Consider the following 26,994-nt stretch of genomic DNA (forward strand, 5'->3'; position numbering starts at 1 on the left):
CTCCTATGCGCTTTTTTGAGTTGATTTTTTAATGTATACAGGTTGGGTCTTTTCTTCTACGACATCTTTGGTGATGAGCACCTCATAACCGCTGTACTCAGGAAGTTCATACATCGTATCTCCCATCGTCTCTTCCATAATGGCACGAAGTCCGCGGGCTCCCGTTTTACGTGCCAAAGCTTTAGCCGCGATAGCGTTAAGCGCCTCTTTTTCAAAAGAGAGCTCGACGTCATCGATAGCAAAAAGCTTGGTGTATTGTTTAACCAGAGAGTTTTTCGGTTCCGTTAAGATACGAACCATCTCCTCTTCGGTTATTTTGTTTAGGGATGCAATAATCGGTAAGCGTCCGATCAGTTCAGGAATGAGCCCGTAGCTTACCAAATCATCCGGCTCAACGTTTTCAAAACTGTCATCGATATCGGTAGTTGAACGTTTTTCGTGGCCGAAACCCATTACGTTGTTACCGCGTTTGCGTTCTAAAATTTGACCCAGCCCGTCAAATGCTCCGCCGCAGATGAAAAGGATGCCGGAAGTATCGATTTGGATAAAATCTTGATTGGGGTGCTTTCGCCCCCCCTTTGGAGGGATGTTGACTACGGCACCTTCGATAATTTTAAGCAGGGCTTGCTGTACCCCCTCACCCGATACGTCGCGGGTGATTGAGCGGTTTTCGCTCATTCGGGAAATTTTATCGATTTCATCGATAAAGACGATCCCTTGTTGCGCCCGTTCAACATCACCGTCCGCCGCTTGAAGAAGTTTAGTGAGGATATTTTCAACGTCTTCTCCGACGTATCCCGCTTCGGTAAGGCTGGTGGCATCGGCAATGGCGATCGGGACGTTGAGAACACGGGCTATGGTTTGTGCCATGAGCGTTTTACCGCTTCCGGTCGGTCCGATCAAGAGGACATTTGATTTGGCGATTTCGGTCTCGTCTTCAACATGAGTATGTTTAAAAATACGTTTGTAATGATTATATACGGCTACAGAGAGGAGTTTACGCGCTCGCTGTTGACCGATAATATACTCTCCTAAAAAGGCATTAAGCTCTTTCGGCGTTAATAGTTCAGTATTTTTATGCTCATGGGTAGAAGCGGTTTCTGCTTCTGAATCACCGAACATGATTTTATAAGCAGAGAAAACACAATTTTTACAAATATAAACATTTGTTCCGGCAATGAGCGGATTGTGATCGCTCTCTGCCGCGTCACAGAAACTGCAATGGCGATGAATCATGATTGATTCCTTTCATACGGGATACCCCGTTTGGTATTGACAACAAACGTACACAGGTTTTTAACAAACTCGCTTGTTGCATCTTGAAGTAAAACGCTCGCTTGTTCTTGGAGCGGTTTTCCTGATTCAAACAGCTCTTTGTAGGCACTGCGAAGCGCATCGATATCGGCACGTTCAAGATGACGACGTAAGCCGTTGAGATTTAGACCGCGCAATATTGCACGATTCCCCTCTGCCAAACAATACGGCGGTACATCTTGTGAGAGGGCAGATGCCCCTGCGATCATCGCATAGTCACCGATTTTGACAAACTGGTGTACCGGAGTCATCCCGCCGATAACTGCATAATTCCCCATCTCGACGTGCCCTGCTAATGTGGCGGCATTGGCAAGGATACAATGGTCTCCGATAATGACGTCATGGCCTAAGTGGACATATCCCATAAAGAGATTATGGTTTCCGACAACGGTTTTCCCGCCGCCTCCCGCAGTACCGGGGTTAAACAAGGTGAACTCTCGGATTTTATTGTAATCGCCGATGATGAGTTCAACCTCTTCACCTGCGTACTTTAAATCTTGGGGGACGGAACCGAGAACCGCATGGGAAAAAATTTCGTTGTATTCACCGATGGTGGTATTGCCGTAGATGCAAGTCCCCTGAGCAATCTTTGTCCCTTTACCGATTTTTGATTTGGCGGAAACGAAACAAAAAGCTCCGATTTCGACATCAGGCCCGATAACGGCTCCCTCTTCGATAATGGCGTGTGGAGAGATTAGACTCATGCGACCTACTTATCCACGATCATAGCTTTGAGTTCAGCTTCAGAGACAAGCGCGTCGTCAACATACGCTTTCCCCTCTAATACCCAAATCGATCCTTTGTGCTTTACCACATTCATACGATATTCAAGTCGATCTCCCGGACGTACGGGAGCACGAAATTTTGCACCGTCGATACTCATAAAATAAACCACTTTATTTGCTGCCTCTTCTTCGGTCATATCCATACTTTGGAAAGCGAGGATTCCTCCGGCTTGTGCCATACCTTCTAAAATCATAACACCCGGATAGATCGGATGACCCGGAAAATGTCCTTCGAAAATCTGTTCGCCGATCGTAACATTTTTGTAACCGATCAGAGACTCGTTCGGTGTGAGAGAAGTAACACGGTCGACCAGTAAAAAGGGGAATCTGTGGGGTAAAATTTTTTGAATTTGAACAACATCTATCATATTAAGGGACACCTTGGGTAAAAAAATCCCCCAATTTTACCGCAAAAATTGTTAATCAATGATAATAAGTTACTCTTTCGTTAGATACTAATTTTTTAGGGCATGTTTTACTAATAAATCCGCCACTTCAAAACTGGCATCGACAAATTCTAACTCCGGTAAATCCCGCATACTTTTTCGCTCTTCGGCACTGTCTATTTTGACAATGATATTGGACTCTTTATCGTAGTTTAAGATAGCTTCGCTGATGAGGCGTCGGTTTTGTTCACTGCTCATAGTGATGACGATTGCTTTGGCCTCTTTAACTCGCAACGATTCTAAAACGGGGAGTTTGTTTAAGTGCCCGAAATAGGCCATATATCCCAATTTCCGAGCATGTAAAACGTGCTTGAGATTATCGGAGATAATGATGAAGTTTGCCCCTTTGCTTTGGAGGTTGGCGGCAACAATTTTTCCCAACATCGCAAAGCCGGCGACGATAATATGATCTTGGCGCTCGATAGGGGTGATGACGTCGGACTCGTAAAACTCTTTTTCAAAATAGGAGGAGAGTTTATAGATATTTCCGATGATAAAGGGGGTGAGGATCATCGAAATAACACTCACTAAAATCAAGAAGCTTGCCGTCTCTTCGCTGATCAGTTTTTGAGAGCCTGCCAAAGCAAAAACAGCAAAGGAGAATTCCCCGATCTGTGCCAGAGAAAGTGCTGTTTTCGCGGAAGTATTTTTATCGGAGTTGCGTCTTATGATGGCATAAATAACGACCGCTTTGAAAAGCATCGCAAATATAAAAACAAACGTGATAATGTGGATATTTTCAGCAAAGTAGAGGATGTCGATTTTTGTCCCCACCCCGAAGAAAAAGGCACCCAATAGGAGGTCTTTATAGGTGGCGATATCGGATTCGACTTTGACGTTGTAACGGGTATCGGCGATAATCATCCCCGCGATAAACGCCCCCAAAGAGTAGGTAAACCCCATACTGTGAGCAAGAAGTGACGCACCGATAAGGATGGAAAAAACCGAGCCTAAAAAGAGCTCTTCGAGTTCAGTTTTGGCTGAAAATTGCAACAGGGCATTAACGATTTTTTCCCCGATGGTAAACATAAATACAACGACAAAGAGGGCGGAGAGTAGGGTCTTCCCTATGACTTCGCCGAGTGAGAGGGTATCGTTGGATAAAAAGGTAATAAGGAGCAAAATAGGGATGACGGCGAGATCTTGAAAGATTAAAATCCCCATCGATTTTTGCCCGTAGGGGGTATGGATGTCTTTCGACTCTTTGAGATAGGTGAGGACGATAGCGGTGGAAGAGAGGGAAAATGCCAATGAGATGATCAGGGATGTATTAAAATCGAGGTGAAAAAGAGTGTAGGAGAGCAAAAAGATCACTACAACGCTGAATACGACTTGTAACAGACCGTTGGTAAGGAGGATATCCTTCATCTTTTTGATTTTTTCTAAACTCAGCTCTAATCCGATGGTAAACATCAAAAAGACGATTCCGAACTCTCCGATGAGATTTAGAGAATCGTTTGCAGATCCGTTGAAACCGAAAAGGGTACTGATGATCGTACCCGTCGCGATATAGCCGATGATATGCGATATCCCGAAACGTTTTAGGATGATGTTGAGAACGGTCGCTACGGCAACGGTCAAAAAGATTGAGAGTAATAGATTTTCCATATAAAATTATAGTAGATTATCTTTTCCATAAGGTGATTAAAAAGTAGACGATTTCGATCTTAATTGGATTTCTTATCTGTTTAAGGTAGCAGAATTGTACAATATAGGAAACAATCTCTTTATAAAGAATCAGCAGAACAATGTCTCACATAACGAATACAAAATTTTACCATCAAGCCATAGCCAAACACGGGTACACTCCGCAGGGGCTTAGATGGCACTCTAAAACGTCACAAAAGGTGCGCTTTCATCAAATCCTCTCTTTATTGCCCTCTAATACTGCTTCGATAGTTGATGCGGGATGCGGATTTGGTGATCTGTACCACTATCTCCAACAACACGGGCGTAGATCAATCCGCTATAGTGGGTTGGATGCTTTGGAACTGATGGTGACCGAGGCGCGCAATAGAACCTCTCAGGGGATTTATCAATGTGATATTCTAACCGACCCGTTATTAGAGGGGGAGTTTTATGTGTGTAGCGGGGCATTAAATATTCTTGATAAAAAAGAATCGTTTCGTTTTATTGAACGGTGTTTCCATGCTTCATCACGTGGGTTTATTTTTAACTTTTTAGAAGGGGAAGAGTATTCTCGCATCTTTAATTATTTAAGCGTTGCACAAATCGAGAAGTTAGGGAAAAAGCTCAATGCACGTCTTGTTTTTAAACGACACTATTATGAGAGAGACTGCACGGTAGCGTTTTATAAAAAAATATAATATCATTAGCAATATTTTTATTTGGGGAATGTGATGAAGAAAAGTCAAAATTAAATATTTAATCCCTATTGGTTATGAAGAGATATTGAAATCAAAAGATTGCGGTGATAATATGTATTCTAATTTTATGAGAGTGGGAAAGCATTAAATTATTATTTCATTTCACTTATCATTCTATTTACAACGTCTAAGCATACACTTAATAAATCTTGTACTTCTTGTATATCATAGGTTTTATCTGGATGTTGAGTTGGATTTCTAAATGAATCTTTTATATTAACTAAATGATTTAATGTAATGATATTAGGTTTTTTCCCAGTATTCTTATTTTTTAATTCTCCAAGTAATTGACCCCATGTTTTTCCTTCAGATTTTCTGCGTAAAAACTTTTTATAGTATATTCTAACTACTACTTCTGTTCCTCTAAGTATATGAAAGGCAGCTGCTGTTGGCCTTTCAAAGACGATACACTTACCTGACTCAGAAAAGTCAAATTTGGCCATTTCTGGCAAACTTTCATAAATATTAGGTGCAAAAACTCCTGCCATATCATCTAATAATTTTATAACATCATATCTCTTGTCGGTAGTAACAAATGCAAATTTTCCTTGTGCTTCAGCAGTCATTGTGTGGCGAATATAGCTTAGGATATCTCTTAGCTCTTTACATTCTTCAGAAGAGAGTTGTCTTCCTGTTTTAACTTTTTCTGAAAGTAATTTTTTTTGAAATTCTTTTAATTTATAAGAAGATGTTATAGTTACACTAAGCCCTAGATCATCCATTTCTTTTAAAATTCGCTCAATATTGCCTACTATTCCTGCTTCACCAAAAACTGCATGATTTTCATCTGTATCTTGTAGAAATCTAAGATCAGTACCAATTTGTATGTATTTCCATAAATTATTTTTTTTCATATATAAAAAACCTTTTTATTTAATAATTGAACATTATAAATAATTCTTACTTACATTTTTTCTAAACTAAGATAGGAATAAGATATTTAATTCACAGATTGAATATTGTTAAAAAGTTTTTATTTTGTTTGTAAGGCTTATATCGAATAGAAAATGAGGAAAGTGTTGGAAATGACGAATATTTTAGTGTAGTGTAATAAGTTGCTCTTTAGTATCCTGATATGTTTTTGTCTCTAAAAGGAGGGTGATTTTAGCCGTCGGTATCTCATCTACGACAATGATCGCCGAAGTGTTGAAAGGGCTATTCGTAAGTTGTGTGCGCAAAGCCGTCTCGCTTTCAACAGATGGTGCGTTAAACATCAATTCACGGGTATTTTTATACGATGATGAGGTGAGGGTATTAAACGTATCGAGGGCAATAAACCGTACCTCTTCGCGGTTAAGAAAAAACTGCCCCTCAATCTCAAAGTCGATTTTCCCCTCAGTAGAGGTGCGGTTGATGGTGGAGTAGAAGAGGGGATAAGCAGGGATGAACTCTGTACCGACTTTTACCGATGCACGGAGGAGGCGATAGTTTAAAAATCGCTCTTTGAGTATGCGGTACGGGGTCCCTGTATCTTCCAACTCATTGCGACGGGTATAGAGTTCCAAACGCTCTTCGATTGAGGCGGGGAGGATTTGGCGATTTAGGGGAGAGAACATCTCATCCATTAGTCGATGCTGTTGATCTCGTTGCATACTTAGACCATAGAGACAGCCGCAATAGTCCTGACGGTAGAGTTGTTGTTCACGGCTAACACGTCCCTGATCGGCGGTTCCGTTATTTTTACGGTAATCAAACGGGATGAATTTGACGCCGTGAGAGGCTTCAAATGTTTCACCGCTACGAATGAGTTGTTCTTGGGATTTTTTCGGACTGACGAGGAGGGTGGTGGTCATTGTCTGCTCACCCAATTCGATCGCTTTGTGCGCGCTTACTTCGAAACGACGATCAAAGCACACCTCACAACGCGCCCCTTTTTCGGGCTCTTTTTCCAAACCGCGGACGGCGTCCATCCAGTTCTCATAATCGTATTCACCTTCTATCAGCTCAATACCCAGCTTTTGACAGCTTCGCTCAACATCGAGAAGTCGGAGTCGGTATTCGCTGTAAGGGTGGATATTGGGATCATAGAAGAACCCGACGAGTTTTTCATCGGGGAATTCCTGCTGCAGCTTCTCGATAAAAAAGTGAGAATCGACGCTACAGCAGATGTGGACGAGCACGGTTTAGTTTTTCTCTGCGAGAATTTCAACCGACTCAATGGTATCACGCATTTGGATGCTATCAAGAACTGCCATAGATTCTTTATCATCCGCTTCGATACCGCCGAAGACCGTGTGTACACCGTCAAGATGAGGGGTGCTGACGAAACAGATGAAAAACTGGCTTCCGCCGGTGTTCGGTCCCGCATGCGCCATAGAGAGAGAGCCTTTGACGTGTTTGTGTTTGTTAAGAGCTGTTTCACACGGAATCGCCCAACCCGGTCCACCGGTTCCTGTGCCGTGAGGACAACCGCCCTGAGCCATAAAGCCCGGGATTACGCGGTGGAAGTTAAGACCGTTGTAATAGCCGTCATTCACGAGTGCCGCGAAGTTAGCAACGGTGTTAGGCGTTTCGTCGTTATAGAGTTTGATCCACATAACCCCTTTAGCCGTGGTCATTTTAGCCCATTGGTAGCTTGCCATCTCCTCGGGAGTAACGGTATAAGTTTTGAGTTCTTTTCGTCCGAACATGTATTTGATCCTTGGAGGAATTTTTTGAAATTATAGTGGAACAATCTTAACTATCAAAAGGGAATCCGTTATAATGAACGAAATTAATTTGGGTAATGGTGAGCAGTGGAATCTTGGTTACAGCGTCGGTTGAACAACATCTCCTTACGGGATCTCAATTTCTACACCATTGTATTTATCCTCTTTTTTACCGTTATTTTCTCTTCTTTACTTATCTATGACGAATATCGTCAATTTGCGATGGCGGCAGGCGATACGTTAGTAGGTATCCGAGGTGACCCCCATGCGCTTAAAGGGCGGCTGATCAAAATTATTGTCGAAATCGCGACACTAGCCCTGATCTTATTCGGATTTATCATCGGGATCTCTAAAATACTGAACAGTATGATTGCCCGTGATATGGAACGATTTATGACTTTTTTTGAATCGGCTCATGAAAAAACGGAGCTGATTCAATCCGATGAACTTTATTTCAATGAATTCAAACGTATGTCGGGATATGCCAACGAAATGGCGCAGACGATTCAAGAGCAAAAAGAGTCCTTGCAAACTCTCAATGCCGGGTTGGAAGAGAGAGTGCGATTTAAAACACAGGCATTGCAAATCAAAAACAATGCCCTTGAAGAAGAGCGTGAGTTTTCGCAAGGATTGCTCGAATCGCACAAACAGTTTATCCGCTATGCGATCCATGAAACCCATACCCCTTTATCGGTTATTATGGCGAATATCGAGTTGTTTACTATGAATGAGGGGCGTAATCGGTATTTGGCAAAGATTGAGGCGGCGGTCAAAAATATTTTTAGTATTTACGATGATTTGAGCTATCTGGTAAAAAAAGATCAGATTGAATACCCTAAAAAAGCGATCGATTTGGGGGAATATGTTGAAAAGCGGCTTGAGTTTTTCGATGAGGTTGCCCATTTCTCAAATCTTACTTTCAACTATATAGCGTTGGAATTTCCATCATGGATACAGTTTAATGAAACCAAGCTCCAGCGGGTCATCGATAATAATATCACCAACGCGATCAAATACACGAAAAATGGGGAAGAGATTCGGGTCGGTGTAGTGTCTGATACACAAGGGTGCCGATTTTGGATCGAGAGCCGCTCTCAAAAAATTCATGACCCGCAAAAGATTTTTGAAGCCTACTATAGAGAACGTAAAAAAACCGATGGATTTGGATTAGGGTTAAGTTTGGTAAAATCGATTTGCGATGAAGACGGTGTCGAGATTACGATTCGCTCAGACAGTGAATTGACCCGTTTTGAATATTATTTTAAAAAGGGCGGCGTTGAAAATATTTCTTCTTGAAGATGAACAGATGCTCAGTGAAGCCATTAATGAATATTTGCTTTCATCGGGACATCGTGTCGTCTCCTGCTATGACGGCGCTGATGCACTCGAAGCTCTTCAAAAAGAGACGTTTGATTTACTGATACTGGATATAAATGTTCCCGGAATTGACGGGCTTGAACTACTTGAACAACTGCATGAACTTAAAATCCGTCCTCCTGCCATTTATATCAGTGCTCTGGTTGATATCGAGGGGATATCACGGGCATATGATTTGGGATGCTACGATTATTTGAAAAAGCCGTTTCATCTTAAAGAGCTATCGTTACGGATTGATAAAGTGATGCAAAATTGTGCCACTCCGCAAAATCATTTGCGTCTTTCCAAGAGCTACGGATACGATGCTTCAACTTCAACATTGATGTGTGATAACGTAACACAGCCACTTTCGAAACGTCAATTACAGATTATTGATCTTCTCGCACGCAATCGAGGGCGCGTAGTTGATTTTGACCAGTTTCGTAACTACGTGTGGGACGAAGAATACGTGGATAATGCCACGATACGGGCTGAAGTAAGCCGTTTAAAAAAATCGCTCAAAGAAGATTTCATCCAAAACATCCGCGCATTAGGTTACATGATCGATATCCCCCGTTCTCACTAGAGTTACTTTTTTACACACTATTTCTTACCGTTACCTCTTTTTGACGATAAATTTTTCTAATTTAACGATTGCTACGTTCATGCTACGTTTCGTTTTCATAATAACACTGACGAAAAACTTCAAGGAGTGAGAATGAGACATACAGTACGTCTTTCGCTTTTAGCCTCAGTAATGGTTCTGAGTGCTTCGGCGGCCGATGATTTGGCCGGAATGTTTAAAGAGGGGAAAGCAAGCGGACAAATCCGTGCTTTCTATATCGATCGTGATTATTCGGGATATTCGGATGCCACGTCAGTCCATCGTAACGCGACAGCTATCGGCGGGTATTTGAAATATGAAACGGGTGCATGGAACGGGTTGAATCTCGGTGCAGCTTTTTATACCTCAAACGGGTTATTCCTAAAAAGTAAAAAAGTGGGTACTGCTGATAATCCGGAAGTGGATCCGACACTGTTGGGTAAAGATAATGAATCTCTCACGTATTTGGGTGAAGCGTATCTTCAATATAAAAACGGGAACACTACGTTTAAAGGGGGTCGTCAAAAGCTTGATACTCCGATGGCGGGAAGTGATGATGCTCGTATGCTTCCGAACCTTTTTGAAGCGTATGTACTGAGTAATACGGACATTAAAGATACTACTTTGATCGCGGCACATGTGACGAAATTCGCTCAAGGGACGTTTGGCCGTGTTTATAATGGCGGTGTTTTGAGTGTCACATCTGGATATTCTCTCGTAGATTCAAAAACTCATGTCGGTGAATTTGTTGATATGGGAACGTATGCTATCGGTGAGAATACCGGAGGCGTGAGTGTTGCAGCCGCTATCTATTCAGGTATTCCTGGATTAAAATTACAGCTTTGGGATTATTATGCACAAGATATTCTCAATGCACTCTATGCCGAGGCAAATTATGGTTGGTCGTATGCGAGCGGTGTAGCACCGTACGTTGGGGTACAATGGATTAATGAGCGGGATATCGGTTCTAACGGTGTTGCAAACTCAACAAATAAACTGGCGAATATTGACAGTGATTTTATCGGTGCCAAAGTAGGGGTCAAAGTTGCGAATTTCGATCTTTCGGTTGCAGCTTCACACAACACTAAAAATTCAGATGCCGCTATCAACGGAGGGACGATTTCTCCTTGGGGCGGTATGCCGGCATATACGCAAGGGATGGTAACGCGTCATCAGTTTATGGCGGGAACCGATACATGGAAAGCTGCGGCTTCGTATGATTGGAAAGATTACGGCGTTAATCTCAATACCGGTGTATACTATGTTGAGTACGATATGGATCCATTGAATGGATATTCAAATGCTGCTGCATCGGATGAGTCAAGTGAATCCGGTTTTGACATTATTTACAACCCGCAAGCCGTTAAAAATCTACAGTTACGTCTTCGTGCAAACTACGCACGTGATTTTCAAGAGACAACTGCGGGTGATGTTAGCTGGGATGAATACCGCGTTATCGCAAACTATAACTTTTAAGGAGGTTTAACTATGAAACAAGAGATGGTTGATCGTATTAAGAACGATCCTGATTTTTTACACCTTGTAAAGGTACGAAGCAAATTCGCTTGGACTTTAACAATTATCATGTTGGTCATTTACTTCGGATTTGTATTGGTGATCGCATTTGATCCCTCTATTTTAGGGACTCCGCTCTCTGCGGGTTCAGTGACCACGGTCGGGATTCCGGTGGGAGTCGGCGTTATTATTAGTGCGTTTATTTTGACGGGGATTTATGTCCGTCGTGCGAATACAGAGTTTGATGAACTCACCGCTAAAATCAAAGCTAAAGCAAAGGGAGAATAATGAAAACGTTATTATTAGTACTTCTTACTAGCTTTGCTGCGTTCGCAGGTGACGCACTGAGTGGAGAAGTGGAAAAACAAGCATTGAACATGTCTGCGATTATCATGTTCTTGATCTTTGTCGGGGCAACTCTCGGGATTACGTATTGGGCGGCAAAACGTACCAAAACGGCAAAAGATTTCTATACTGCCGGCGGAGGGATCACAGGATTCCAAAACGGTATGGCGATTGCGGGTGACTATATGTCAGCGGCATCATTTTTGGGGATTTCTGCCCTCGTTTATGCGAAAGGGTATGATGGACTCATCTACTCAATCGGATTCTTGGTCGGTTGGCCGATTATCTTGTTTATGGTGGCTGAACAGCTCCGTAATCTCGGTAAATATACCTTTGCGGACGTTGCGTCGTACCGTTTGCGTCAAACCCCTATCCGTACTTTGGCGGCGTTTGGTTCGATTTTAACGGTTGTATTGTATTTGATCGCTCAAATGGTTGGAGCGGGAAAACTTATCCAACTTCTTTTCGGTTTGGATTATGAGATCGCGGTTATCCTTGTCGGTGTATTGATGATTCTCTACGTAACATTCGGTGGAATGTTGGCGACAACGTGGGTTCAAATCATCAAAGCGTTCTTGCTCCTCTCAGGTGCAACGTTTATGGCGATTGCGGTTATGGCGCATTATGACTTTAACTTTGAATCATTGTTTGCGACTGCGGTACAAATGAAAGAGACAACCTCAATCATGGCTCCGGGCGGTTTGGTCAGTGATCCGATTTCAGCGATTTCACTCGGAATAGCGTTGATGTTCGGTACTGCAGGTCTTCCGCATATCCTTATGCGCTTTTTCACCGTTAGCGATGCAAAAGAGGCACGTAAATCGGTTTTCTATGCGACAGGTTTTATCGGGTATTTCTATATCTTGACGTTTATCATCGGTTTCGGTGCGATCGTTATGGTATTCCAAAACCCGCAATATCTTGATTTAGCTAAACAAGCGGTTGACGGCGGTGCTCCGATCCTCGGCGGTGATAACATGGCGGCAATTCACTTGAGCCATGCGGTGGGTGGAGACTTCTTCCTCGGGTTTATCTCAGCCGTTGCGTTTGCAACCATCCTTGCGGTTGTTTCCGGTCTTACGTTGGCCGGTGCATCAGCGATTTCACATGACTTGTATGCGAGTGTTATCCGTAAAGGTAAAGCGGATGGAATGATGGAGATGAAAGTTTCTAAAATTTCAACGGTTATTTTGGGTATCGTAGCAATTTATCTCGGTATTGCGTTTGAAGATCAAAATATTGCGTTCATGGTCGGATTGGCGTTTGCTATCGCAGCATCTGCAAACTTCCCGATTTTGTTCCTCTCTATGTATTGGTCAAAACTCACTACTCGCGGTGCGTTGCTCGGTGGATCGTTGGGTCTATTGACGGCGGCAGTTCTTGTGGTACTTGGGCCGACCGTGTGGGTGGACGTATTGAAAAATGCGGAAGCAATTTTCCCTTACAAATATCCGGCTCTTTTCTCTGTGAGTGCAGCGTTTATCGGAATCTGGTTCTTCTCGATTACCGACAGAAGTGAAAACTCTGAAAAAGAGAAAGAGGCATATGAAGCACAATACATCCGAAGTCAAACGGGTATCGGTGCAGAAGGTGCGGTAGAACATTAATTGGAACGTCCAAGGAATAAAATCCCTTGGACTACGCTTGCCGCTAAGGCATTGAAGCTTGCCTCTGTCGAGGCAGATTTCTTTCTATGAATTAATTAGGAGTTAGCTTTGAGTCTGTTTGACCAAAAAGCACTATTGATATCGATCCATCCTTTTGACCTATTGGGCGAGAGGATGATTGAAAAATTGATGACCCAGATGGATATTGCTTATTACCCCAAAGAGACGGTATTGATCGCTCCGAGGGTACGGGCGGAATCGCTTTACATCATTATCAAAGGTATTGTCAACGAAACCATCGAGGGTGAACTCCAAAATGTGTATGGGGAGCGCGACAGCTTTGACGCGAACTCCCTTATATACGGAAATACCCAAAGCACCTTTAGTGTCGCCGAAGATCTCATCTGCTACGAACTTCCCAAAGAATCTTTCCTCAACCTCCTTCAAGATGTCGAACCGTTTCAAAACTATTTCATGCAAGATTTCATTACTAAACACCAAAACCTTAAAGAACGGCAGCATCAAAACGAGCTGACTCCGTTTATGGTTTCCCGTGTTGATGAAATTTATCTCCATGCCCCTTGCATCGTTGACGTCAATACTCCGATTCGTGAAGCATTACAAAAAATGGCAGATCAGCATGCCAATGTTATTTTGGTAAAAGATCACGCGAAAATGGGGATCGTAACCGATACGAACTTACGGGAAAAACTCTTGTTGAGTGATAAAAGTCGTAATGATCCCATCGGTGAGATTACGACATACGGTTTGATTAGTATCGAGCGAAGCGATTTTCTCTTTAACGCATTGCTGCTGTTTACAAAGCATGGAGTAAAACGACTGGTGGTGACTGAGGGTGAAACGATAGTCGGAATTTTGGAACAGCTTGATTTATTAAGCCATTTTGCTAATCATACCCATCTGATCGCCGCATCGATCGATCGAGCGGTGAGTATTGATGAACTTCAAAATGCCGGGCGTTCCCTTAGCCATTTGGTTCGCTCTCTGACTTCCAAAGGGGTACGGGTTCGGTACGTTTCCAAACTCGTCAGCGAACTCAATGCTAAAGTGTATCGTAAAGTATTCGAGATGGTCGTACCCGTGTCGCTTCAAGAGAAATGCGCCTTAATTATTATGGGGAGCGAAGGGCGCGGAGAGCAAATTCTCCGCACCGATCAAGATAATGCTCTCATTATTCGAGACGGTGAAGATGAAGCGCAATTCGAGTCCTATATGATGGAATTAAACGCTCATCTTTTGCAATTAGGATTTCCAAAATGCAACGGCAACGTGATGGTTTCAAACCCTTACTGGCGCAGAAGCGTATCGGGTTATCAAAAGCTGATAGAGGAGTGGATTGACACCCTTAACGAAGAGTCGTTGATGGGATTATCGATTTTTCTGGACGCTCAGTGTGTCGCGGGGGATGAGAAACTTTTAAATGTGTGTCGTGATTCGCTCTTTAGCCAATTTGAAGGGCGAAGCGATATGCTGGCGCATTTGGCAAAAGCCGCTTTGGCATTTGAAACCCCTTTGAGTCTATTTTCGGGATTTGTTTTGGGGCGTGCCGAACACGGAAGCGAATTTGATATTAAAAAGGGGGGGATATTTGCGATGGTACACGGTATCCGTATCCTCTCTTTGGAGCATAAAATTACCCACACCAATACGACGGAACGGATCAAAGAACTCAATAATATCGGATTATTCGATAAACGATTCGCGAGTGAACTGATTGAAGCGTATGATACGCTACTGAGTATTCGGCTCCGTTTTATCCTCGCACAAAAGCAGGGAAATGATGAGCAAAATTACGTCAATCCGAAATTGTTGAGCAAGGCAGAGCGGGATTTACTCAAAGATGCGTTCAAAATCGTCAATACCTTTAAAAAGTTCCTGACCTATCATTTTCATTTGGGAATGGTGGTGTAATGTTCGCGTCACTCCAACGTTCATGGAACAGAAGAGGATTAAACGATGAAAATTACGCATGGATGTTTGACCCTTACGTCGGGGATGAAGTGGTTGTATTTGATACCGAAACAACAGGGTTGAATACCAAAAAAGATGCGGTACTTAGCATCGGTGCGGTGAAGGTCAAAGGGGATCGGATTTTAACCTCGGAGAGCTTCGAGATTTTTTTAAAGCCTTCTAACGAAATCAGTGTTGAAAGCATTAAAATTCACCATATTAGGCCGTGTGATTTGGAAAATGCCCTTGTACCGTTAGAAGGGGCGAAAAAGTTTCTTGATTTTATAGGAAACCGCCCATTGGTTGGGTATTATTTGGAGTTTGATATGGCAATGATGAATCGTCTCATCAAGCCATGGTTAGGGATAACTCTTCCCAATAAACAGATTGAAGTTTCAGGTCTCTATTTTGATAAAAAAATAGAGCTGATTCCTCAAGGAAACATTGATTTACGCTTTGATACAATCCTCCGAGATTTAAATATCCCGAGGATGGGACAGCACAATGCGTTGAATGACGCAATCATGACCGCTATGGTCTACATTAAATTAAAAAATACACTTAAACTACACTAAGGAGCCTTTACAATGAGTGATATCGTAAAACCAACTTTTCAGCCGAACCGCGAGTTTGCTAAAAATGCCCGAATTAAAAATATGTGTGAATACCATGACCTACAAACATGGGCTCAAGAAGATTATGAAGGATTCTGGGGACATTTCGCAGATGAAAAAATCGACTGGTTTTCTCCTTACACTAAAGTTTTGGATGAGAGCAATGCACCGTTTTACAAATGGTTCGTGAACGGGAAACTCAACGTTGCTCATCAATGTATTGATCGTCATCTCAGCTCACGCAAAAATAAAGCGGCAATCATCTTTGAAGGGGATCGCGGTGATAAACAAATCATTACCTATCTTGAGCTTTATTACAACGTCAATAAATTTGCAAACTTGCTTAAAAACGAATTCCATGTCAAAAAAGGGGATCGTGTCGTTATCTATATGCCGATGATCCCTGAAGCGGCGTATGCAATGCTCGCATGTGCTCGTATCGGTGCGATTCACTCCATCGTATTCGGCGGGTTCTCTTCCGAAGCGTTGAAAGATCGTATCGAAGATGCGGAAGCGAAAGTCGTCATCACGGCTGATGGAGCATTCCGTAAAGACAAACCGTATATGCTTAAACCGGTCGTGGATCAAGCTATTGATGCGAATTCTCCGGTTGAAAAAGTCCTCGTGGTTGAGCGTAACAACGAAGATATCACATGGGTAGCGGGACGTGACTATTCGTATAATGAACTCATCAAAAGCCAATCAAGTATTTGTGAAGCGGAAGAGATGGATGCGGAAGACCCTCTTTTCCTCCTCTACACCTCCGGCTCTACCGGAAAACCAAAAGGGGTTCAACATAATTCTGCGGGATATATCCTTTGGGCGCAAATGACGATGGAATGGGTATTCGACGTCAAAGAAAACGACACTTATTGGTGTACGGCAGATGTGGGCTGGATTACCGGACACACCTATATCGTTTATGGCCCATTGGCAATGGGTGCGACTACGGTTATGTTTGAGGGTGTACCTACGTATCCGGATGCAGGACGTCCGTGGAAAATGGTCGAAGAGTACAAAATCAACCAATTCTACACCGCTCCGACCGCAATCCGAGTATTGCACAAAATGGGTGAAGATGAACCGGCTAAATACGATCTTAGCTCTCTCAAAGTCCTCGGAACCGTCGGTGAACCGATCGACCCTCCGGCATGGAAATGGTACTATGAAGCGGTCGGCGGAAGCAAGTGTGCGATCGTTGATACTTACTGGCAAACCGAGACGGGAGGACATATCGTCTCTCCATTGCCGGGTGCAACGCCGATCAAACCTGCATGCGCAACCTTCCCGCTTCCGGGTATCATCGCCGAAATCCTTGATCCTCAGAGCGGTATCAAAGTCGAAGCAGGTGAAGCGGGTTATATGTGTGTAACCCGTCCTTGGCCGTCAATGATTCGCGGTATCTGGGGTGATCCTGAACGTTTCGTGAAATCGTATTTCGGTGATGTCAAAAAAGACGGACAGCCGGTATACTTCACGGGTGACGGCGCAATCTACGACGAAGACGGCTATATCACGATCACGGGTCGTACCGATGACGTTATCAACGTTTCGGGTCACCGTATGGGAACTGCAGAAGTGGAAGCGGCATGTAAAAAACATCCGAACGTCGCCGAAGTAGCCGTTGTCGGTAAACCGCACGACATCAAAGGTGAGGGGATCTTCGCCTACATCGTACTCAAAGGCGATGATACCGTCGGTGAAGAGATGGAGATGGTTAAAGAGATCAACAAAGTGATTATGAAAGAGATCGGTAACATCGCGATTTGTGATGATATCGTTTTCGTTCCCGGCCTTCCGAAAACTCGCTCCGGTAAAATCATGCGCCGTATTTTGCGCTCTATCGCGAAAGGTGAAGCGATCACTCAGGATATTTCGACTCTCGAAGATCCAAGTATCGTTGCGACTATCGAAGCAAAAGTCAAAGGGTAAGTTTTACCCTCTCCTCTTCCGTCATCCCCGACCTGATCGGGGATCCATCCCTTAAAATCACATTTAACTATTTTCCTCCAACGTGTTATAATACTTCATCGATAGCAGGAGTGATAGAATGCAATCATTAACAATTAATTTTCAAAATCCGCAAATATTTGACAAGTTTTTATGGCTGTTAGATCATTTTAAAAAAGATGGTGTGGAAGTCGTTTCCAAAGAAGATATTGAAGATTTAAAAGCATTGTCGAAAACACGCGAGGAAGAGAGTATCCCTTTTGAGGACTATTTAAAAGATGCGCATTGAGATTCGTAAAAGTGCGATCAAAGACCTCCAAAAAATCAACGAACCTTTTAAAAGTAAACTCCACGAAAAAATCATCTCTCTCAAAAATTTCCCCGATGTTTCCAATATTAAAAAATTGACTAATTTCGAACCTGCATATCGTATGAGAGTAGGAGATTATCGAGTTTTGTTTGATGTGGTTGAGGATACGATTTTTATCGGTCGTGTATTGCACAGACAAGAGAGTTATGAATAAAACCTTGAAGTTGCCGATAAGTACTTTTACGCAGCATATGGAGAAATGAATGGATAAGGCTTCTATTGGGTTATTTGGGGTAGTTTTAGGAGCAGGTTTAACAGTTGGACTTACTGTTTTAAAAGAATGGTGGTTCCAACGTGAAAAAAATCAAAAAGAAGTAGAATTTCTCTCAATACACATGGTGTGTTTACTTGAAAAATTTATAGATGGATGTATTGATGTTATCTCTGATGATGGTTACTATCAAGGTCAACGTGAAAGTGATGGATGTCTACATCCTCAAGTATCATTGCCAATATTTGAACCGCAGTCACTCAAAGTTGAATGGAAAGCACTTCCATCAAATTTGATGTATGATATTTTAAATTTTCCAAATGAAATCGAAATAGCAAATCGCCTGATTAGTAATGAATTTGAATTTTCGGCATTTCCACCGGATTATGATGAAGGATTTGAAGAACGTCAATATCAATATGCATTGTTAGGACTTAAAGCATTTGAATTAGCCCAAAAATTACGTAATTTAGCCAAACTCCCAAAATATGAGAGTCGTGGATTTGATCCAATTAAAATAATGAATGATGAAAAAGATAAAACTGAAAAATTAAGACAACGTAGAGCTGAGGAACATGCTGCATTAATGAAAAAAATTGAAACAGACAAAGCATAAGTATTCAATTTATATACTATCTTCTTTAGATCATTAATTTGCATTGAATTACGCAAATGTTATTTCTGCACTATTGGCATCGCTGTATACCCTGTCTGCCCCACAGCATCCTGCATCATCCGAAGTGTAACTTTCTCATCCGCTATGACTATCGCACTCTCATTTTTGAAATTCACTTTCGCCTCTTGAACTCCTGAGACATTCATCAACGCTTTTTTGACCGCCAGTGTACACGCGATGCAGTGCATTCCGTTGATATGGAGCTTCCACTCTTTGGCGTACGCGAGAGAGGCTAAGAGAAGCAAGCTGAGGGCTATTCTCCCCATATTAATACCTCATAATAGGGATAGAAGAGGGCGGCAAGGCTAAAGAGAAACAATCCCCAAAAAAGGATCAGGAGGATTTTGGAGGTGAGGCTCGGGACGCAGTTGCATTCGATCTGTTTTTTGATCACCATTTGGTAAAATCCGATGCTCAGCATCAAAACGGCAAAGGCGGTAAATAGCCACCGATAACTGTTGAGTTCAGGGACATTGATAACCCCAGCGAAGGAGATGCCGAACACCATAAAAAGGGTCGGAACGATGCAACATGAGGCGGATAGAAGTGCCGTGATGAGTGCACCGAAGAGCACGAGTACCGCACTGCGTCTCTCTTGCTGCATCATCACATCGACGGGGTTCTCTTCGTCGTTCTCAACGTATCCTTTCCCTTTTATGATGACGAGGCGTGTCGCTCCATCGCTTAGAGTCTCTTCACTATAGGTGCAGTGCTGTGAGAGGGCGAACCGCTTGCAGTTTTCCCGACCGCTGAGGGTGTTGACCTCTACGGTGAGGGTCGCATCATCAGGGAGAGTATCGAGTGCTTTTTTCGTCTCCAGTACGGGACGCGGGCAATCCATATCACGGCAGTCGAGAATCATTAAGCCTCTTTTGCGGAGCGGATCGTATAAGAAAAGCTTTTCGGATCAAAGGGGTCGAGGTATTCTCCGTCCACTTCGGCATACGGGTAGCCGAATGAGTCGAGCGAGCCTTGGGTATTGGCGGGGTAGAGATCAAAATCGCGGGCGTGGTTGAGTGCCATCCAGTTGTTTTCCCAAAAGCCGAAGAACTTGTTGGCGAGTTCCATCGCGCGCGGGGAGTTTTTATCGATTCCCTCTTTCAGTACCAGTTTAGTGATATCGGCGGGATCACACGGTATCCACCCCATATTCGGGATAAAAAATTCCACTTTGCAGTGCTGCGCTTTGGTGATCTCTTCGCCCGCTCCGAACGCAGGAGAGAGACGTGAGGCTCCGACACGAATCCCCATCACTTCGCGTGCGGGGATATGTGATGCCCTCATAAGTGCGACGCAGAGCGCCGACATATCGAGGCATTTACCCCCCATACGACCATCTTGTTCGAGTTGAGAGAGCATAGCGTTGGGACTTCCGACTCCGCACCCTTGGACACTTTCGTCGCGGTAGCCGTTGGCAATAATCCAGTCGTAGATTTTTCGGGCTTTTTTGAGGGGATTTTTTTCTCCTCCGATAATTTTTTTAGCCACTTTGGCAACGGCTCCGTCGGTGGGGATATGGGGACTCGGGGCTAGAAACTCACGGGCGTGTTCAAGCATTTCGGGGCAGATCCGTTTGGGGCGGAAGTCACATTGGCGATCTCTTAATGCCAATGTCATTGAGAGTTTGAGTGTTTTACTCACAGCACTTTTGTCCCAACGGGCATAAAAGGTACGGGCGGTGTAACGGTTGTGGTCGCTTTCGAAATGGGTCTCTGCCTCGGTTGAATTTCCAAGCTCGATTAGGCGCTGAAATCCGTTGATATCAGAGGGGAGGGGAATCCAGAGTGCACACGCTTTGGCGCTATGGTGGGAGAGATCAAATTTCCAGCGGAGTTCATATACCGCAAGTCCCTCTTTGAGCGTCGGTGTCGAAGAGGCGGTGAGAAAAGAGGGGGTAAGACATATCGCCCCTGTCATAGCTGTTTTTTTAATGAATTCGCGTCGGTGCATCGTGTTATCCTACAATAATATCGGTATCGGTTTTGGCGATAACCTGTGCGACAATGGCTGCGGGTATCCCCTCGTTCAGACATCGTTCTACAATTTTTTTGGCATTTTCAGGAGTCGCGGCGATCAAAAGTCCTCCTGATGTCTGTGCATCAAAAAGGATCATCTCTAGATCGGCTCCAATATCACGTTTAAAGTATACCTTGGATTCCAGATATTCTTTGTTGGCATAGCTTCCTGCCGGGATAATTCCCATTGAAGCCATCGGCAACGCTTCGGCAAAAAACGGGACGGCGGAACTCTCCACCTCGATCGATTTTGTCCCTCCGCTCATCTCCGCCAAATGACCTAAAAAACCGAATCCCGTTACGTCGGTACATGCGTGGGCGTCAAACTCCCGCGCGATAAGGGAGGCCTTATAGTTGAGGGTGCGCATCGTCTCCGCGACTTTTAGCACGGTTGGCTCATCCAACAAATCGGCTTTGATGGCGGTGATCAGAATCCCCAGTCCGAGCGGTTTAGTAAGGACGATCACATCCCCCACATGGGCTGTGTTGTTACGGAGGATTTTATCGGGATGGACGAATCCGGTGCATGAGAGGCCATAGAGCATCTCAGGGGTTTCGATCGTATGCCCCCCGACGATTACCGCTCCGCACTCCAGTACTTTGCTCTGACCGCCTCGGAGAATCTCGGTGAGTACTTCGGTAGGGTGGTTTTTGCCGTCAAATCCGACGAGGTTGAGGGCTGTTTTCGCATCGCCTCCCATCGCGAAGACGTCGCTTAGAGAATTGGCGGCCGCGATTTGACCGTAGATGAAGGGATCATCCACCACGGGGGTGATAAAATCAACCGTCTGCACCATCGCAAGCTCATTGTTGATCCGATAAACCCCAGCATCCTCATTCCCCTCAAATCCGACGAGGAGATCTCTGTGAAACGATTTCAGATGGCAGGTGACGTTTTCGAGCGAGCCGGGGGAGAGTTTGGCGGCGCATCCCGAAGCGCGGACGAATTTTGTCAGCTTAGCACTGTTGTTCATCTTGAATTCCTCTGAGAATGTCGAGTGTTTTGAGCGGGTCATCGTTGTGGAGAGTCATATCGGGTTTGATCGTCACTTTGTAGACTTTATCGTAATACTGTGTGAGCAATATCTCAGAAACACGGGGGAGATCACCGTTTTCAAATGCGCCGATAGCGGAGGCTTTATCGTCACGGCTGATGTAGGGGGAGATGCGTTCCATCCGCTCCATGAAAAAAGGCTCATCCATCGAGTCGTACATCCGCATGATCCTCTCAACTCGCTGTTCCAGCGGAGCCGTGATTTCTATGCGAAATCCTGTTTCCATTTGTTTGTAAAGGGGCGCGGGGAACATAATCTTTCCGATCCGTTTGCTCTCCGCTTCGACAAAAGCACTTTGAGTTCGATTGAGAGAAAGAAAGGCGTGCATTAGCCGATTTTGAAACTCTTTTTGGGTGGGTTGCGCTCCGTTGACATCACCGAATACTGAACCGTAATGGTTGGCCATTTTTTCAAGATCAATCACATTATCCAGTTCATTTAAGAGGTCGCTTTTTCCACATCCCGTATTTCCGCTAAGGGTTATAAAATTGAATGCCGGGAGGTCTTCCAAATATCCGGTTACAAAGGTTCGGTACGATTTATACCCTCCTATAACGCGGTCGATCCGGTACCCTATGTCGGATAAAATCGTTCCGAGGGATGAGGAACGCATACCTCCGCGCGCGCAATAGATCGCGATGCGTGAGTTTGGGGTAAATGTGGGATAGATAGTATGTATATGGCGGGCGGCGTTGAGGCAGACGTATGACGCCCCCTTCACCCGTGCTTCAAAAGGGGATATTTGTTTGTATATTGTCCCGATTTCGTGGTGTTCTTCGTCGCTTAGCGCATAAAAATTTTGCGCTAAGGGAATATGAGAGTCATCGTATTCATGAGGGCTTCTGGCATCTATGATGAGGTCATAGCCATTTATGGATTCTAAAAAGGTTTCAATCGGTATAGTTTGTATCATTTCGAATTTTATCATTTATCCGCTAATAGCTCCATTATAAGCCCCTTTATGCCATAATTCGGCACTTACAAGGGAGTTATTATGGCCGCAGGTTCAACGATCTACAAAGCACAACTCAGTATCGCCGATATGGATCGCAACTACTACGAAACCCATGAGATCACGTTAGCCCAGCACCCATCGGAGACCGATCAGCGTCTTATGATCCGTCTCGTAGCCTTTGCTCTTAACGCCTCTGATCGACTGATCATCACTAAAGGGATCGGCGGTGATGATGAACCCGAATTATGGGAGAAAGATTACAGTGGCGATATCGTGTTGTGGATCGATTTGGGACAGATGGACGAGAAGCGGTTGCGTAAAGCGTGCGGACGGGCAGAGAATGTCATCGTCTATACGTACAACTTCAAAAGCGCAACCGCGTGGTGGAGACAATACGGGGCGACGTTTGAGCGGTTTAAAAATCTCCGAGTGATCCATTTGCACGCTGAAGAGATAGAGAAACTCTGTGAGCGTTCTATGCGGCTTCAGTGCAATATCAGCGATGGAGAGCTCAGTTTTCACAGTGAACGGGGAGATGTTACAATTATGCAAGAGCAGTGGCAATAATACGTCACTATTCGCTACACCCCTTCGCCCTTTATCTCTAAATTTAGCTATACTTATCCCTACTATTATCTCACTATTACGGATAAACGCATGAAACGAAAAATCGGAAAATTTAAAAGTTCTATCGCTACTCTCGAACTTCAAGATCGCGTATTGCGTGAAAACACCCTCATTTTGGCAGAGCCGGGTTCAGGGAAAACACATCTTGCCAATAAAATCCGTGCATTCGTAATCGATAGCGGAATACCGACTCTTTATCTCGATTTTTCTAACCCAACCCCCGATCAAGTCGAAGAAAAATTCAAAATCAGCAGTGAATTTCACTATATGTGTTTTGATGAGAGTGATGAATTTAATACCGCTTTGGATGCTGCGATTGCGACACGTCAAAATATTTACATGGCGGTTAGCCCTACCTTTTTTGCGAGCAAACGGGATATCAAAAGTAAACTTTCCCAGATGATGCAAAAACGTGAGTTGTTGGATAACTACTACTACATTATGCAGGAGATCGCAAGTTTGGAAGGGTTTTATACCCGATTTGAAGATTTTATGTTTTATATTTTCGATCTCGTCAATCTCAAAAAATTCGGACTCACCTTTTTAGCACAGCCGCATGAAATGTTTGAAAACCCGCGTATCAAACTGCTGTTTTCATTTCTTTTTGTCGGTCGTTGTACAAACGCGTATTATTACAACACCACGGTTCTGCGATCGATGGAACCGAATACCTTTTTGTATCAACATCGCGTTGATAATCGATCCCTTCTTTTTAACAACATTCAAAGCGATATCGTATTTATTGACGAGTAAACTGAAATACGACATTCTTAGAATGCGTATTTGTCTCTGAACTCTTCAAACTCTTCTTTTGGAAGAGGTTTGGAAAAGTAGTATCCTTGTATCTCGCCGCATTGCTGTTCACGAAGATAATTGAGTTGCGCTATCGTCTCTACCCCCTCCGCAATCGTTTGCAATCCTAAACTCTTTGCCATACTGATGATAGCCGAAACGATAGCTTTGTCTTCGGCATCGATACTGATATCTCGAACAAACGATTGATCAATTTTAAGTTTATATATTTTAAACTTTTTGAGATAACTCAAAGAAGAGTAGCCGGTACCGAAATCATCGATTGACATACGGATCCCTTTTGAATGAAGTTCATTCATTACATTGATCGCTTTTTGCGGGTCATGCATCGCAATACTCTCGGTCAACTCAAGCTCTAAATACTCAGGAGGTAATCCCACCTCGGCGAGAATAGTCCCGACCAAAGCCGGTAAGTTAGGGGAGCGAAACTGAATGGCCGATAGATTAACCGCGATAATAATAGGTGAGCGTCCTTGCTCCATCCATGCTTTAGCCGCCTCTGCGGCAGTACGCAGTACCCACTCTCCTATCGATAAAATGGTTCCGTTTTCTTCCGCAATCGGGATAAACTCTGTCGGAGAGATATTCCCATAATCAGGATGATTCCAGCGTATCAGCGCTTCGGCACCGATTATGGTTCCGCTTTGGGTAGAAAACTGAGGCTGATAGTGCAACTGTAACTGATTACGATCGAGTGCATGATGCAGGGCATTACCCAGTGCGAGATTGCGCAGAGAGTGCTGCTGCATCTCGACGGTAAAGAAACAAAAGCTATTTCTCCCCTCTTGTTTCGCTCGGTACATTGCGGTATCAGCGCTTTTATAAAGGGTTTCAAAATCACTCCCGTCATTAGGATAAAGGGCAATTCCGATTGAACTGCTGATGGTGAGCTCATGTTCATTGATTTGAAAAGGTTTTTTGAATGCGTTTAAAAAGTTTTGTGCGATTTGGGAAGCGCCGCCTAGTTCAATATTGGGAAGCAAAATAATAAACTCATCTCCTCCAAATCGTGCTATGGTGTCTTCTTCTCGCATTATTTGTTTGAGCCGTTTGGAGGCTTCTATCAGCAAGCCGTCTCCGATGCTGTGCCCTAATGTATCATTGATGTCTTTAAAATGGTCAAGATCAAGAAACATAACCGTCATTGCGATATCGTTATGTTTTGCCAAGCTTAATAAATCGTTGATACGGCCATCGAGTCTTGCACGATTCGGCAGTCCGGTGAGTTCGTCATAATTTGCAAGGTATTGAACACGCTGTTCCGCTTTTTCACGAGCCTGCTCTTTTGCAAACGAATTCAGGGCATAACTGATATCCATTGCCATCTCTTCCAGCAGTTTTTTTGCTGCGTCATCAAACGCATTGACATCTTCGGCATAGAGGTTAAAAACAGCGATTACTTTACCGTTGGAGCGTAGTGGAAGTGCGGCGGAAGAGCCCCATTTGTACTCTTGTCCATGATGATGCCACGGTGCGGTCATCGGATCATTTTGAAAATCTTGACACCAGATAGGACGATCTTCATGAAACGCCAATCCTGTTGGGCCTTTGGCGGATGGATCTGAGGGGTTGAGCGATATCGCGAGGTTTTGAAGATAATCGGTACCGTATCCGTATAAACTGACGGCTTTTAGATATTCGCAGGAGTCATCGACTTTACCGATCCATGCCATTTTCATCCCTCCGAAATAGACCGCATCACGGCAAATGATAGGAAAAAGTTCTTCTTCATTTTTGGAACGGATAATCGCTTGATTGCATTGGCTGAGGGCCGAGTAGAGATTTTTAAGTCGTTGATTGTGGGCGATGAGCTCTTTGAGTTTGAGCTGTGTTTCACTCAGCCACCCTAAGATACTGTTTTCATCTCCCTTTTTGAGTTGGATCGGAATGGAAAAATCCCCGCTTCCGATACGCGTTATAAGGGAATGAACATTGTCGACTGAACTTCCTAAAATCGTGTGTAGGGTTTTATGGAGACGCCAAAACATGAGAAGTAAAAATACTCCGGTAAGAATTAAAATAATTCGTAGCATGAGCGCCGTTTTCTCAGCCGAATGGACCGCGGCTGTTGTTCGAGTATTCATCAACGTATAAAACTCTTTGATGGGGCGCATGATTGATATTTTGGCTTGATGATAGGCTTCATCATGCAGCATAGTAAGCGCTTTTTTCTTATCTGATTCGCTAGGGGCACCGTCGATAATCGTCATAGCGGCGAATTCGGTTTTCGTCAGAGCATCAGAGTTGTTTTTTGCTTCGGAAAGTTTGGCAAACTCAGCCGCGCTAAATCCTGCCTGATGCATCATCTCGATAAGCGGGAGGGTTCGATCACTTAGTGGATGAGGACGTGCGTTATCCAGAGTAACCAAATCCCAGTAAATATTTTCATAATGGATCGGACGGGGTTTTTTACCGTTTCGGATATCCAAAATTTCTTGATAGTGTTCTTTGTAAAGGGTGTTTCCGGTGGCAGCATAGGTGCGTATCATTCGGGTGAGGTCATCTGAGGATTGGCGGAGTTCATCGGCTAGGAGAAAAGAGTTCAGTCGTACATTGTTGGCATGGTCGATCCGTTTTTCAGCATAAACATAGACGATAAAGGTAGCGATAAAAAGTAGTAAGATAGCAAGCGTATGCCAAAGAGTTCGGATAAAAGGAGATGAAAAATAGTTTGAAAACAACACTAATATTCCTTTTGGGCGGATAAAAATTTTAGAATGGTTTAACAGA

Annotated in this window: 27 protein-coding genes; 14 read left to right on the top strand and 13 right to left on the bottom strand. The window is 43.8% G+C overall.

The window, feature by feature from the left end; translation table 11 throughout:
• Positions 1 to 3 precede the first annotated feature (3 nt).
• The 4 genes from clpX to RMO68_RS05515 all read right to left on the bottom strand — a co-directional run bounded on the left by clpX (position 4) and on the right by RMO68_RS05515 (position 4,153).
• Positions 4 to 1,236, bottom strand: a complete 1,233-nt coding sequence (gene clpX / locus RMO68_RS05500; protein ID WP_310439714.1) for an ATP-dependent Clp protease ATP-binding subunit ClpX — start codon at positions 1,234 to 1,236, stop codon at positions 4 to 6.
• A complete protein-coding gene (lpxA, locus tag RMO68_RS05505; RefSeq protein WP_310439715.1) occupies positions 1,233 to 2,018 on the bottom strand; it encodes an acyl-ACP--UDP-N-acetylglucosamine O-acyltransferase in 786 nt (261 codons plus the stop codon). Before lpxA ends, clpX begins: the two co-directional genes overlap by 4 nt.
• Positions 2,019 to 2,023: 5 nt before the next feature.
• Positions 2,024 to 2,467 (bottom strand): 3-hydroxyacyl-ACP dehydratase FabZ, encoded by a 444-nt coding sequence (gene fabZ / locus RMO68_RS05510; RefSeq protein WP_310439716.1) that lies wholly within the window; start codon positions 2,465 to 2,467, stop codon positions 2,024 to 2,026.
• Between the two features lie 87 nt (positions 2,468 to 2,554).
• A complete protein-coding gene (locus RMO68_RS05515; RefSeq protein ID WP_310439717.1) occupies positions 2,555 to 4,153 on the bottom strand; it encodes a cation:proton antiporter in 1,599 nt (532 codons plus the stop codon).
• Between the two features lie 140 nt (positions 4,154 to 4,293).
• On the opposite strand from RMO68_RS05515, the gene RMO68_RS05520 reads away from it, so the two are divergent.
• On the top strand, positions 4,294 to 4,872 hold the full coding sequence (locus tag RMO68_RS05520; RefSeq protein WP_310439718.1) for a class I SAM-dependent methyltransferase: 579 nt from the start codon (positions 4,294 to 4,296) through the stop codon (positions 4,870 to 4,872).
• A gap of 152 nt (positions 4,873 to 5,024) precedes the next feature.
• On the opposite strand, the gene RMO68_RS05525 is transcribed toward RMO68_RS05520, so the two are convergent.
• The 3 genes from RMO68_RS05525 to RMO68_RS05535 all read right to left on the bottom strand — a co-directional run bounded on the left by RMO68_RS05525 (position 5,025) and on the right by RMO68_RS05535 (position 7,562).
• Complete coding sequence (locus tag RMO68_RS05525) at positions 5,025 to 5,786, bottom strand: hypothetical protein (protein WP_310439719.1); 762 nt, start codon at positions 5,784 to 5,786, stop codon at positions 5,025 to 5,027.
• 183 nt (positions 5,787 to 5,969) lie between these two features.
• The gene (locus tag RMO68_RS05530; RefSeq protein ID WP_310439721.1) at positions 5,970 to 7,052 is read right to left on the bottom strand and encodes an epoxyqueuosine reductase QueH; all 1,083 of its coding nucleotides are present in this window, start codon (positions 7,050 to 7,052) and stop codon (positions 5,970 to 5,972) included.
• Positions 7,053 to 7,055: 3 nt separating this feature from the next.
• Positions 7,056 to 7,562 (bottom strand): peptidylprolyl isomerase, encoded by a 507-nt coding sequence (locus RMO68_RS05535; protein WP_294896178.1) that lies wholly within the window; start codon positions 7,560 to 7,562, stop codon positions 7,056 to 7,058.
• Positions 7,563 to 7,667: 105 nt separating this feature from the next.
• On the opposite strand from RMO68_RS05535, the gene RMO68_RS05540 reads away from it, so the two are divergent.
• From RMO68_RS05540 to RMO68_RS05590, 11 genes are all read left to right on the top strand, one after another.
• The gene (locus RMO68_RS05540; protein ID WP_310439723.1) at positions 7,668 to 8,876 is read left to right on the top strand and encodes a HAMP domain-containing sensor histidine kinase; all 1,209 of its coding nucleotides are present in this window, start codon (positions 7,668 to 7,670) and stop codon (positions 8,874 to 8,876) included.
• On the top strand, positions 8,857 to 9,522 hold the full coding sequence (locus tag RMO68_RS05545; RefSeq protein ID WP_310439724.1) for a response regulator transcription factor: 666 nt from the start codon (positions 8,857 to 8,859) through the stop codon (positions 9,520 to 9,522). Before RMO68_RS05540 ends, RMO68_RS05545 begins: the two co-directional genes overlap by 20 nt.
• Before the next feature lie 132 nt (positions 9,523 to 9,654).
• A complete protein-coding gene (locus RMO68_RS05550) occupies positions 9,655 to 11,016 on the top strand; it encodes an OprD family outer membrane porin (protein ID WP_310439726.1) in 1,362 nt (453 codons plus the stop codon).
• Positions 11,017 to 11,028: 12 nt separating this feature from the next.
• On the top strand, positions 11,029 to 11,343 hold the full coding sequence (locus RMO68_RS05555) for a DUF485 domain-containing protein (RefSeq protein ID WP_310439727.1): 315 nt from the start codon (positions 11,029 to 11,031) through the stop codon (positions 11,341 to 11,343).
• Positions 11,343 to 13,007, top strand: a complete 1,665-nt coding sequence (locus RMO68_RS05560) for a cation acetate symporter (protein ID WP_310439729.1) — start codon at positions 11,343 to 11,345, stop codon at positions 13,005 to 13,007. Before RMO68_RS05555 ends, RMO68_RS05560 begins: the two co-directional genes overlap by 1 nt.
• A gap of 108 nt (positions 13,008 to 13,115) precedes the next feature.
• On the top strand, positions 13,116 to 14,939 hold the full coding sequence (locus RMO68_RS05565) for a putative nucleotidyltransferase substrate binding domain-containing protein (RefSeq protein WP_310439730.1): 1,824 nt from the start codon (positions 13,116 to 13,118) through the stop codon (positions 14,937 to 14,939).
• Entirely contained in the window at positions 14,939 to 15,553 is a 615-nt protein-coding gene (locus RMO68_RS05570; protein WP_310439732.1) for a 3'-5' exonuclease, read from the top strand. Before RMO68_RS05565 ends, RMO68_RS05570 begins: the two co-directional genes overlap by 1 nt.
• 12 nt (positions 15,554 to 15,565) lie before the next feature.
• A complete protein-coding gene (acs, locus tag RMO68_RS05575) occupies positions 15,566 to 17,524 on the top strand; it encodes an acetate--CoA ligase (protein ID WP_310439733.1) in 1,959 nt (652 codons plus the stop codon).
• 118 nt (positions 17,525 to 17,642) lie between these two features.
• Positions 17,643 to 17,831, top strand: a complete 189-nt coding sequence (locus RMO68_RS05580; protein WP_310439734.1) for a hypothetical protein — start codon at positions 17,643 to 17,645, stop codon at positions 17,829 to 17,831.
• Positions 17,821 to 18,066 carry a type II toxin-antitoxin system RelE family toxin gene (locus RMO68_RS05585; RefSeq protein ID WP_013460683.1) on the top strand — a complete coding sequence of 82 codons (246 nt, stop codon included), beginning with the start codon at positions 17,821 to 17,823 and terminating at the stop codon, positions 18,064 to 18,066. The genes RMO68_RS05580 and RMO68_RS05585 overlap by 11 nt, the downstream gene beginning before the upstream one ends.
• Positions 18,067 to 18,115: 49 nt before the next feature.
• Complete coding sequence (locus tag RMO68_RS05590) at positions 18,116 to 18,739, top strand: hypothetical protein (protein WP_310439735.1); 624 nt, start codon at positions 18,116 to 18,118, stop codon at positions 18,737 to 18,739.
• Positions 18,740 to 18,798: 59 nt separating this feature from the next.
• Here RMO68_RS05590 and RMO68_RS05595 read toward each other — a convergent pair whose 3' ends face one another.
• From RMO68_RS05595 to mnmH, 5 genes are read right to left on the bottom strand one after another with little or no spacing between them, the layout of a single operon-like run.
• The gene (locus RMO68_RS05595; protein WP_310439736.1) at positions 18,799 to 19,065 is read right to left on the bottom strand and encodes a heavy metal-associated domain-containing protein; all 267 of its coding nucleotides are present in this window, start codon (positions 19,063 to 19,065) and stop codon (positions 18,799 to 18,801) included.
• Entirely contained in the window at positions 19,053 to 19,661 is a 609-nt protein-coding gene (locus tag RMO68_RS05600) for a sulfurtransferase TusA family protein (RefSeq protein ID WP_310439737.1), read from the bottom strand. Before RMO68_RS05600 ends, RMO68_RS05595 begins: the two co-directional genes overlap by 13 nt.
• Entirely contained in the window at positions 19,661 to 20,749 is a 1,089-nt protein-coding gene (locus tag RMO68_RS05605; RefSeq protein WP_310439738.1) for a transglutaminase-like domain-containing protein, read from the bottom strand. The genes RMO68_RS05600 and RMO68_RS05605 overlap by 1 nt, the downstream gene beginning before the upstream one ends.
• Positions 20,750 to 20,753: 4 nt before the next feature.
• Positions 20,754 to 21,788: a selenide, water dikinase SelD gene (gene selD, locus RMO68_RS05610; protein ID WP_310439739.1), complete on the bottom strand. Its 1,035-nt coding sequence runs from the start codon at positions 21,786 to 21,788 to the stop codon at positions 20,754 to 20,756.
• Complete coding sequence (gene mnmH / locus RMO68_RS05615) at positions 21,772 to 22,782, bottom strand: tRNA 2-selenouridine(34) synthase MnmH (protein ID WP_310439740.1); 1,011 nt, start codon at positions 22,780 to 22,782, stop codon at positions 21,772 to 21,774. The genes selD and mnmH overlap by 17 nt, the downstream gene beginning before the upstream one ends.
• Before the next feature lie 81 nt (positions 22,783 to 22,863).
• On the opposite strand from mnmH, the gene RMO68_RS05620 reads away from it, so the two are divergent.
• A complete protein-coding gene (locus tag RMO68_RS05620) occupies positions 22,864 to 23,391 on the top strand; it encodes a YaeQ family protein (RefSeq protein WP_310439741.1) in 528 nt (175 codons plus the stop codon).
• Between the two features lie 90 nt (positions 23,392 to 23,481).
• Positions 23,482 to 24,204: an ATP-binding protein gene (locus RMO68_RS05625; RefSeq protein ID WP_310439742.1), complete on the top strand. Its 723-nt coding sequence runs from the start codon at positions 23,482 to 23,484 to the stop codon at positions 24,202 to 24,204.
• A 17-nt stretch (positions 24,205 to 24,221) separates the two neighbouring features.
• Here RMO68_RS05625 and RMO68_RS05630 read toward each other — a convergent pair whose 3' ends face one another.
• Positions 24,222 to 26,948 carry an EAL domain-containing protein gene (locus RMO68_RS05630; RefSeq protein ID WP_310439743.1) on the bottom strand — a complete coding sequence of 909 codons (2,727 nt, stop codon included), beginning with the start codon at positions 26,946 to 26,948 and terminating at the stop codon, positions 24,222 to 24,224.
• Positions 26,949 to 26,994 lie beyond the last annotated feature (46 nt).

The sequence above is a fragment of the Sulfuricurvum sp. genome, from assembly GCF_031427015.1.
In the GTDB taxonomy this organism is placed as follows: domain Bacteria; phylum Campylobacterota; class Campylobacteria; order Campylobacterales; family Sulfurimonadaceae; genus Sulfuricurvum.

Coding starts and splice junctions, on each gene's coding strand:
- mnmH (WP_310439740.1), bottom strand. CDS start 22,782: ATGATACAAACTATACCGATTGAAACCTTTTTAGAATCCATAAATGGC.
- RMO68_RS05525 (WP_310439719.1), bottom strand. CDS start 5,786: ATGAAAAAAAATAATTTATGGAAATACATACAAATTGGTACTGATCTT.
- lpxA (WP_310439715.1), bottom strand. CDS start 2,018: ATGAGTCTAATCTCTCCACACGCCATTATCGAAGAGGGAGCCGTTATC.
- RMO68_RS05560 (WP_310439729.1), top strand. CDS start 11,343: ATGAAAACGTTATTATTAGTACTTCTTACTAGCTTTGCTGCGTTCGCA.
- RMO68_RS05625 (WP_310439742.1), top strand. CDS start 23,482: ATGAAACGAAAAATCGGAAAATTTAAAAGTTCTATCGCTACTCTCGAA.
- RMO68_RS05580 (WP_310439734.1), top strand. CDS start 17,643: ATGCAATCATTAACAATTAATTTTCAAAATCCGCAAATATTTGACAAG.
- RMO68_RS05570 (WP_310439732.1), top strand. CDS start 14,939: ATGTTCGCGTCACTCCAACGTTCATGGAACAGAAGAGGATTAAACGAT.
- fabZ (WP_310439716.1), bottom strand. CDS start 2,467: ATGATAGATGTTGTTCAAATTCAAAAAATTTTACCCCACAGATTCCCC.
- RMO68_RS05515 (WP_310439717.1), bottom strand. CDS start 4,153: ATGGAAAATCTATTACTCTCAATCTTTTTGACCGTTGCCGTAGCGACC.
- RMO68_RS05535 (WP_294896178.1), bottom strand. CDS start 7,562: ATGTTCGGACGAAAAGAACTCAAAACTTATACCGTTACTCCCGAGGAG.
- RMO68_RS05600 (WP_310439737.1), bottom strand. CDS start 19,661: ATGATTCTCGACTGCCGTGATATGGATTGCCCGCGTCCCGTACTGGAG.
- selD (WP_310439739.1), bottom strand. CDS start 21,788: ATGAACAACAGTGCTAAGCTGACAAAATTCGTCCGCGCTTCGGGATGC.
- RMO68_RS05590 (WP_310439735.1), top strand. CDS start 18,116: ATGGATAAGGCTTCTATTGGGTTATTTGGGGTAGTTTTAGGAGCAGGT.
- RMO68_RS05620 (WP_310439741.1), top strand. CDS start 22,864: ATGGCCGCAGGTTCAACGATCTACAAAGCACAACTCAGTATCGCCGAT.
- RMO68_RS05550 (WP_310439726.1), top strand. CDS start 9,655: ATGAGACATACAGTACGTCTTTCGCTTTTAGCCTCAGTAATGGTTCTG.
- RMO68_RS05520 (WP_310439718.1), top strand. CDS start 4,294: ATGTCTCACATAACGAATACAAAATTTTACCATCAAGCCATAGCCAAA.
- acs (WP_310439733.1), top strand. CDS start 15,566: ATGAGTGATATCGTAAAACCAACTTTTCAGCCGAACCGCGAGTTTGCT.
- clpX (WP_310439714.1), bottom strand. CDS start 1,236: ATGATTCATCGCCATTGCAGTTTCTGTGACGCGGCAGAGAGCGATCAC.
- RMO68_RS05555 (WP_310439727.1), top strand. CDS start 11,029: ATGAAACAAGAGATGGTTGATCGTATTAAGAACGATCCTGATTTTTTA.
- RMO68_RS05595 (WP_310439736.1), bottom strand. CDS start 19,065: ATGGGGAGAATAGCCCTCAGCTTGCTTCTCTTAGCCTCTCTCGCGTAC.
- RMO68_RS05585 (WP_013460683.1), top strand. CDS start 17,821: ATGCGCATTGAGATTCGTAAAAGTGCGATCAAAGACCTCCAAAAAATC.
- RMO68_RS05605 (WP_310439738.1), bottom strand. CDS start 20,749: ATGCACCGACGCGAATTCATTAAAAAAACAGCTATGACAGGGGCGATA.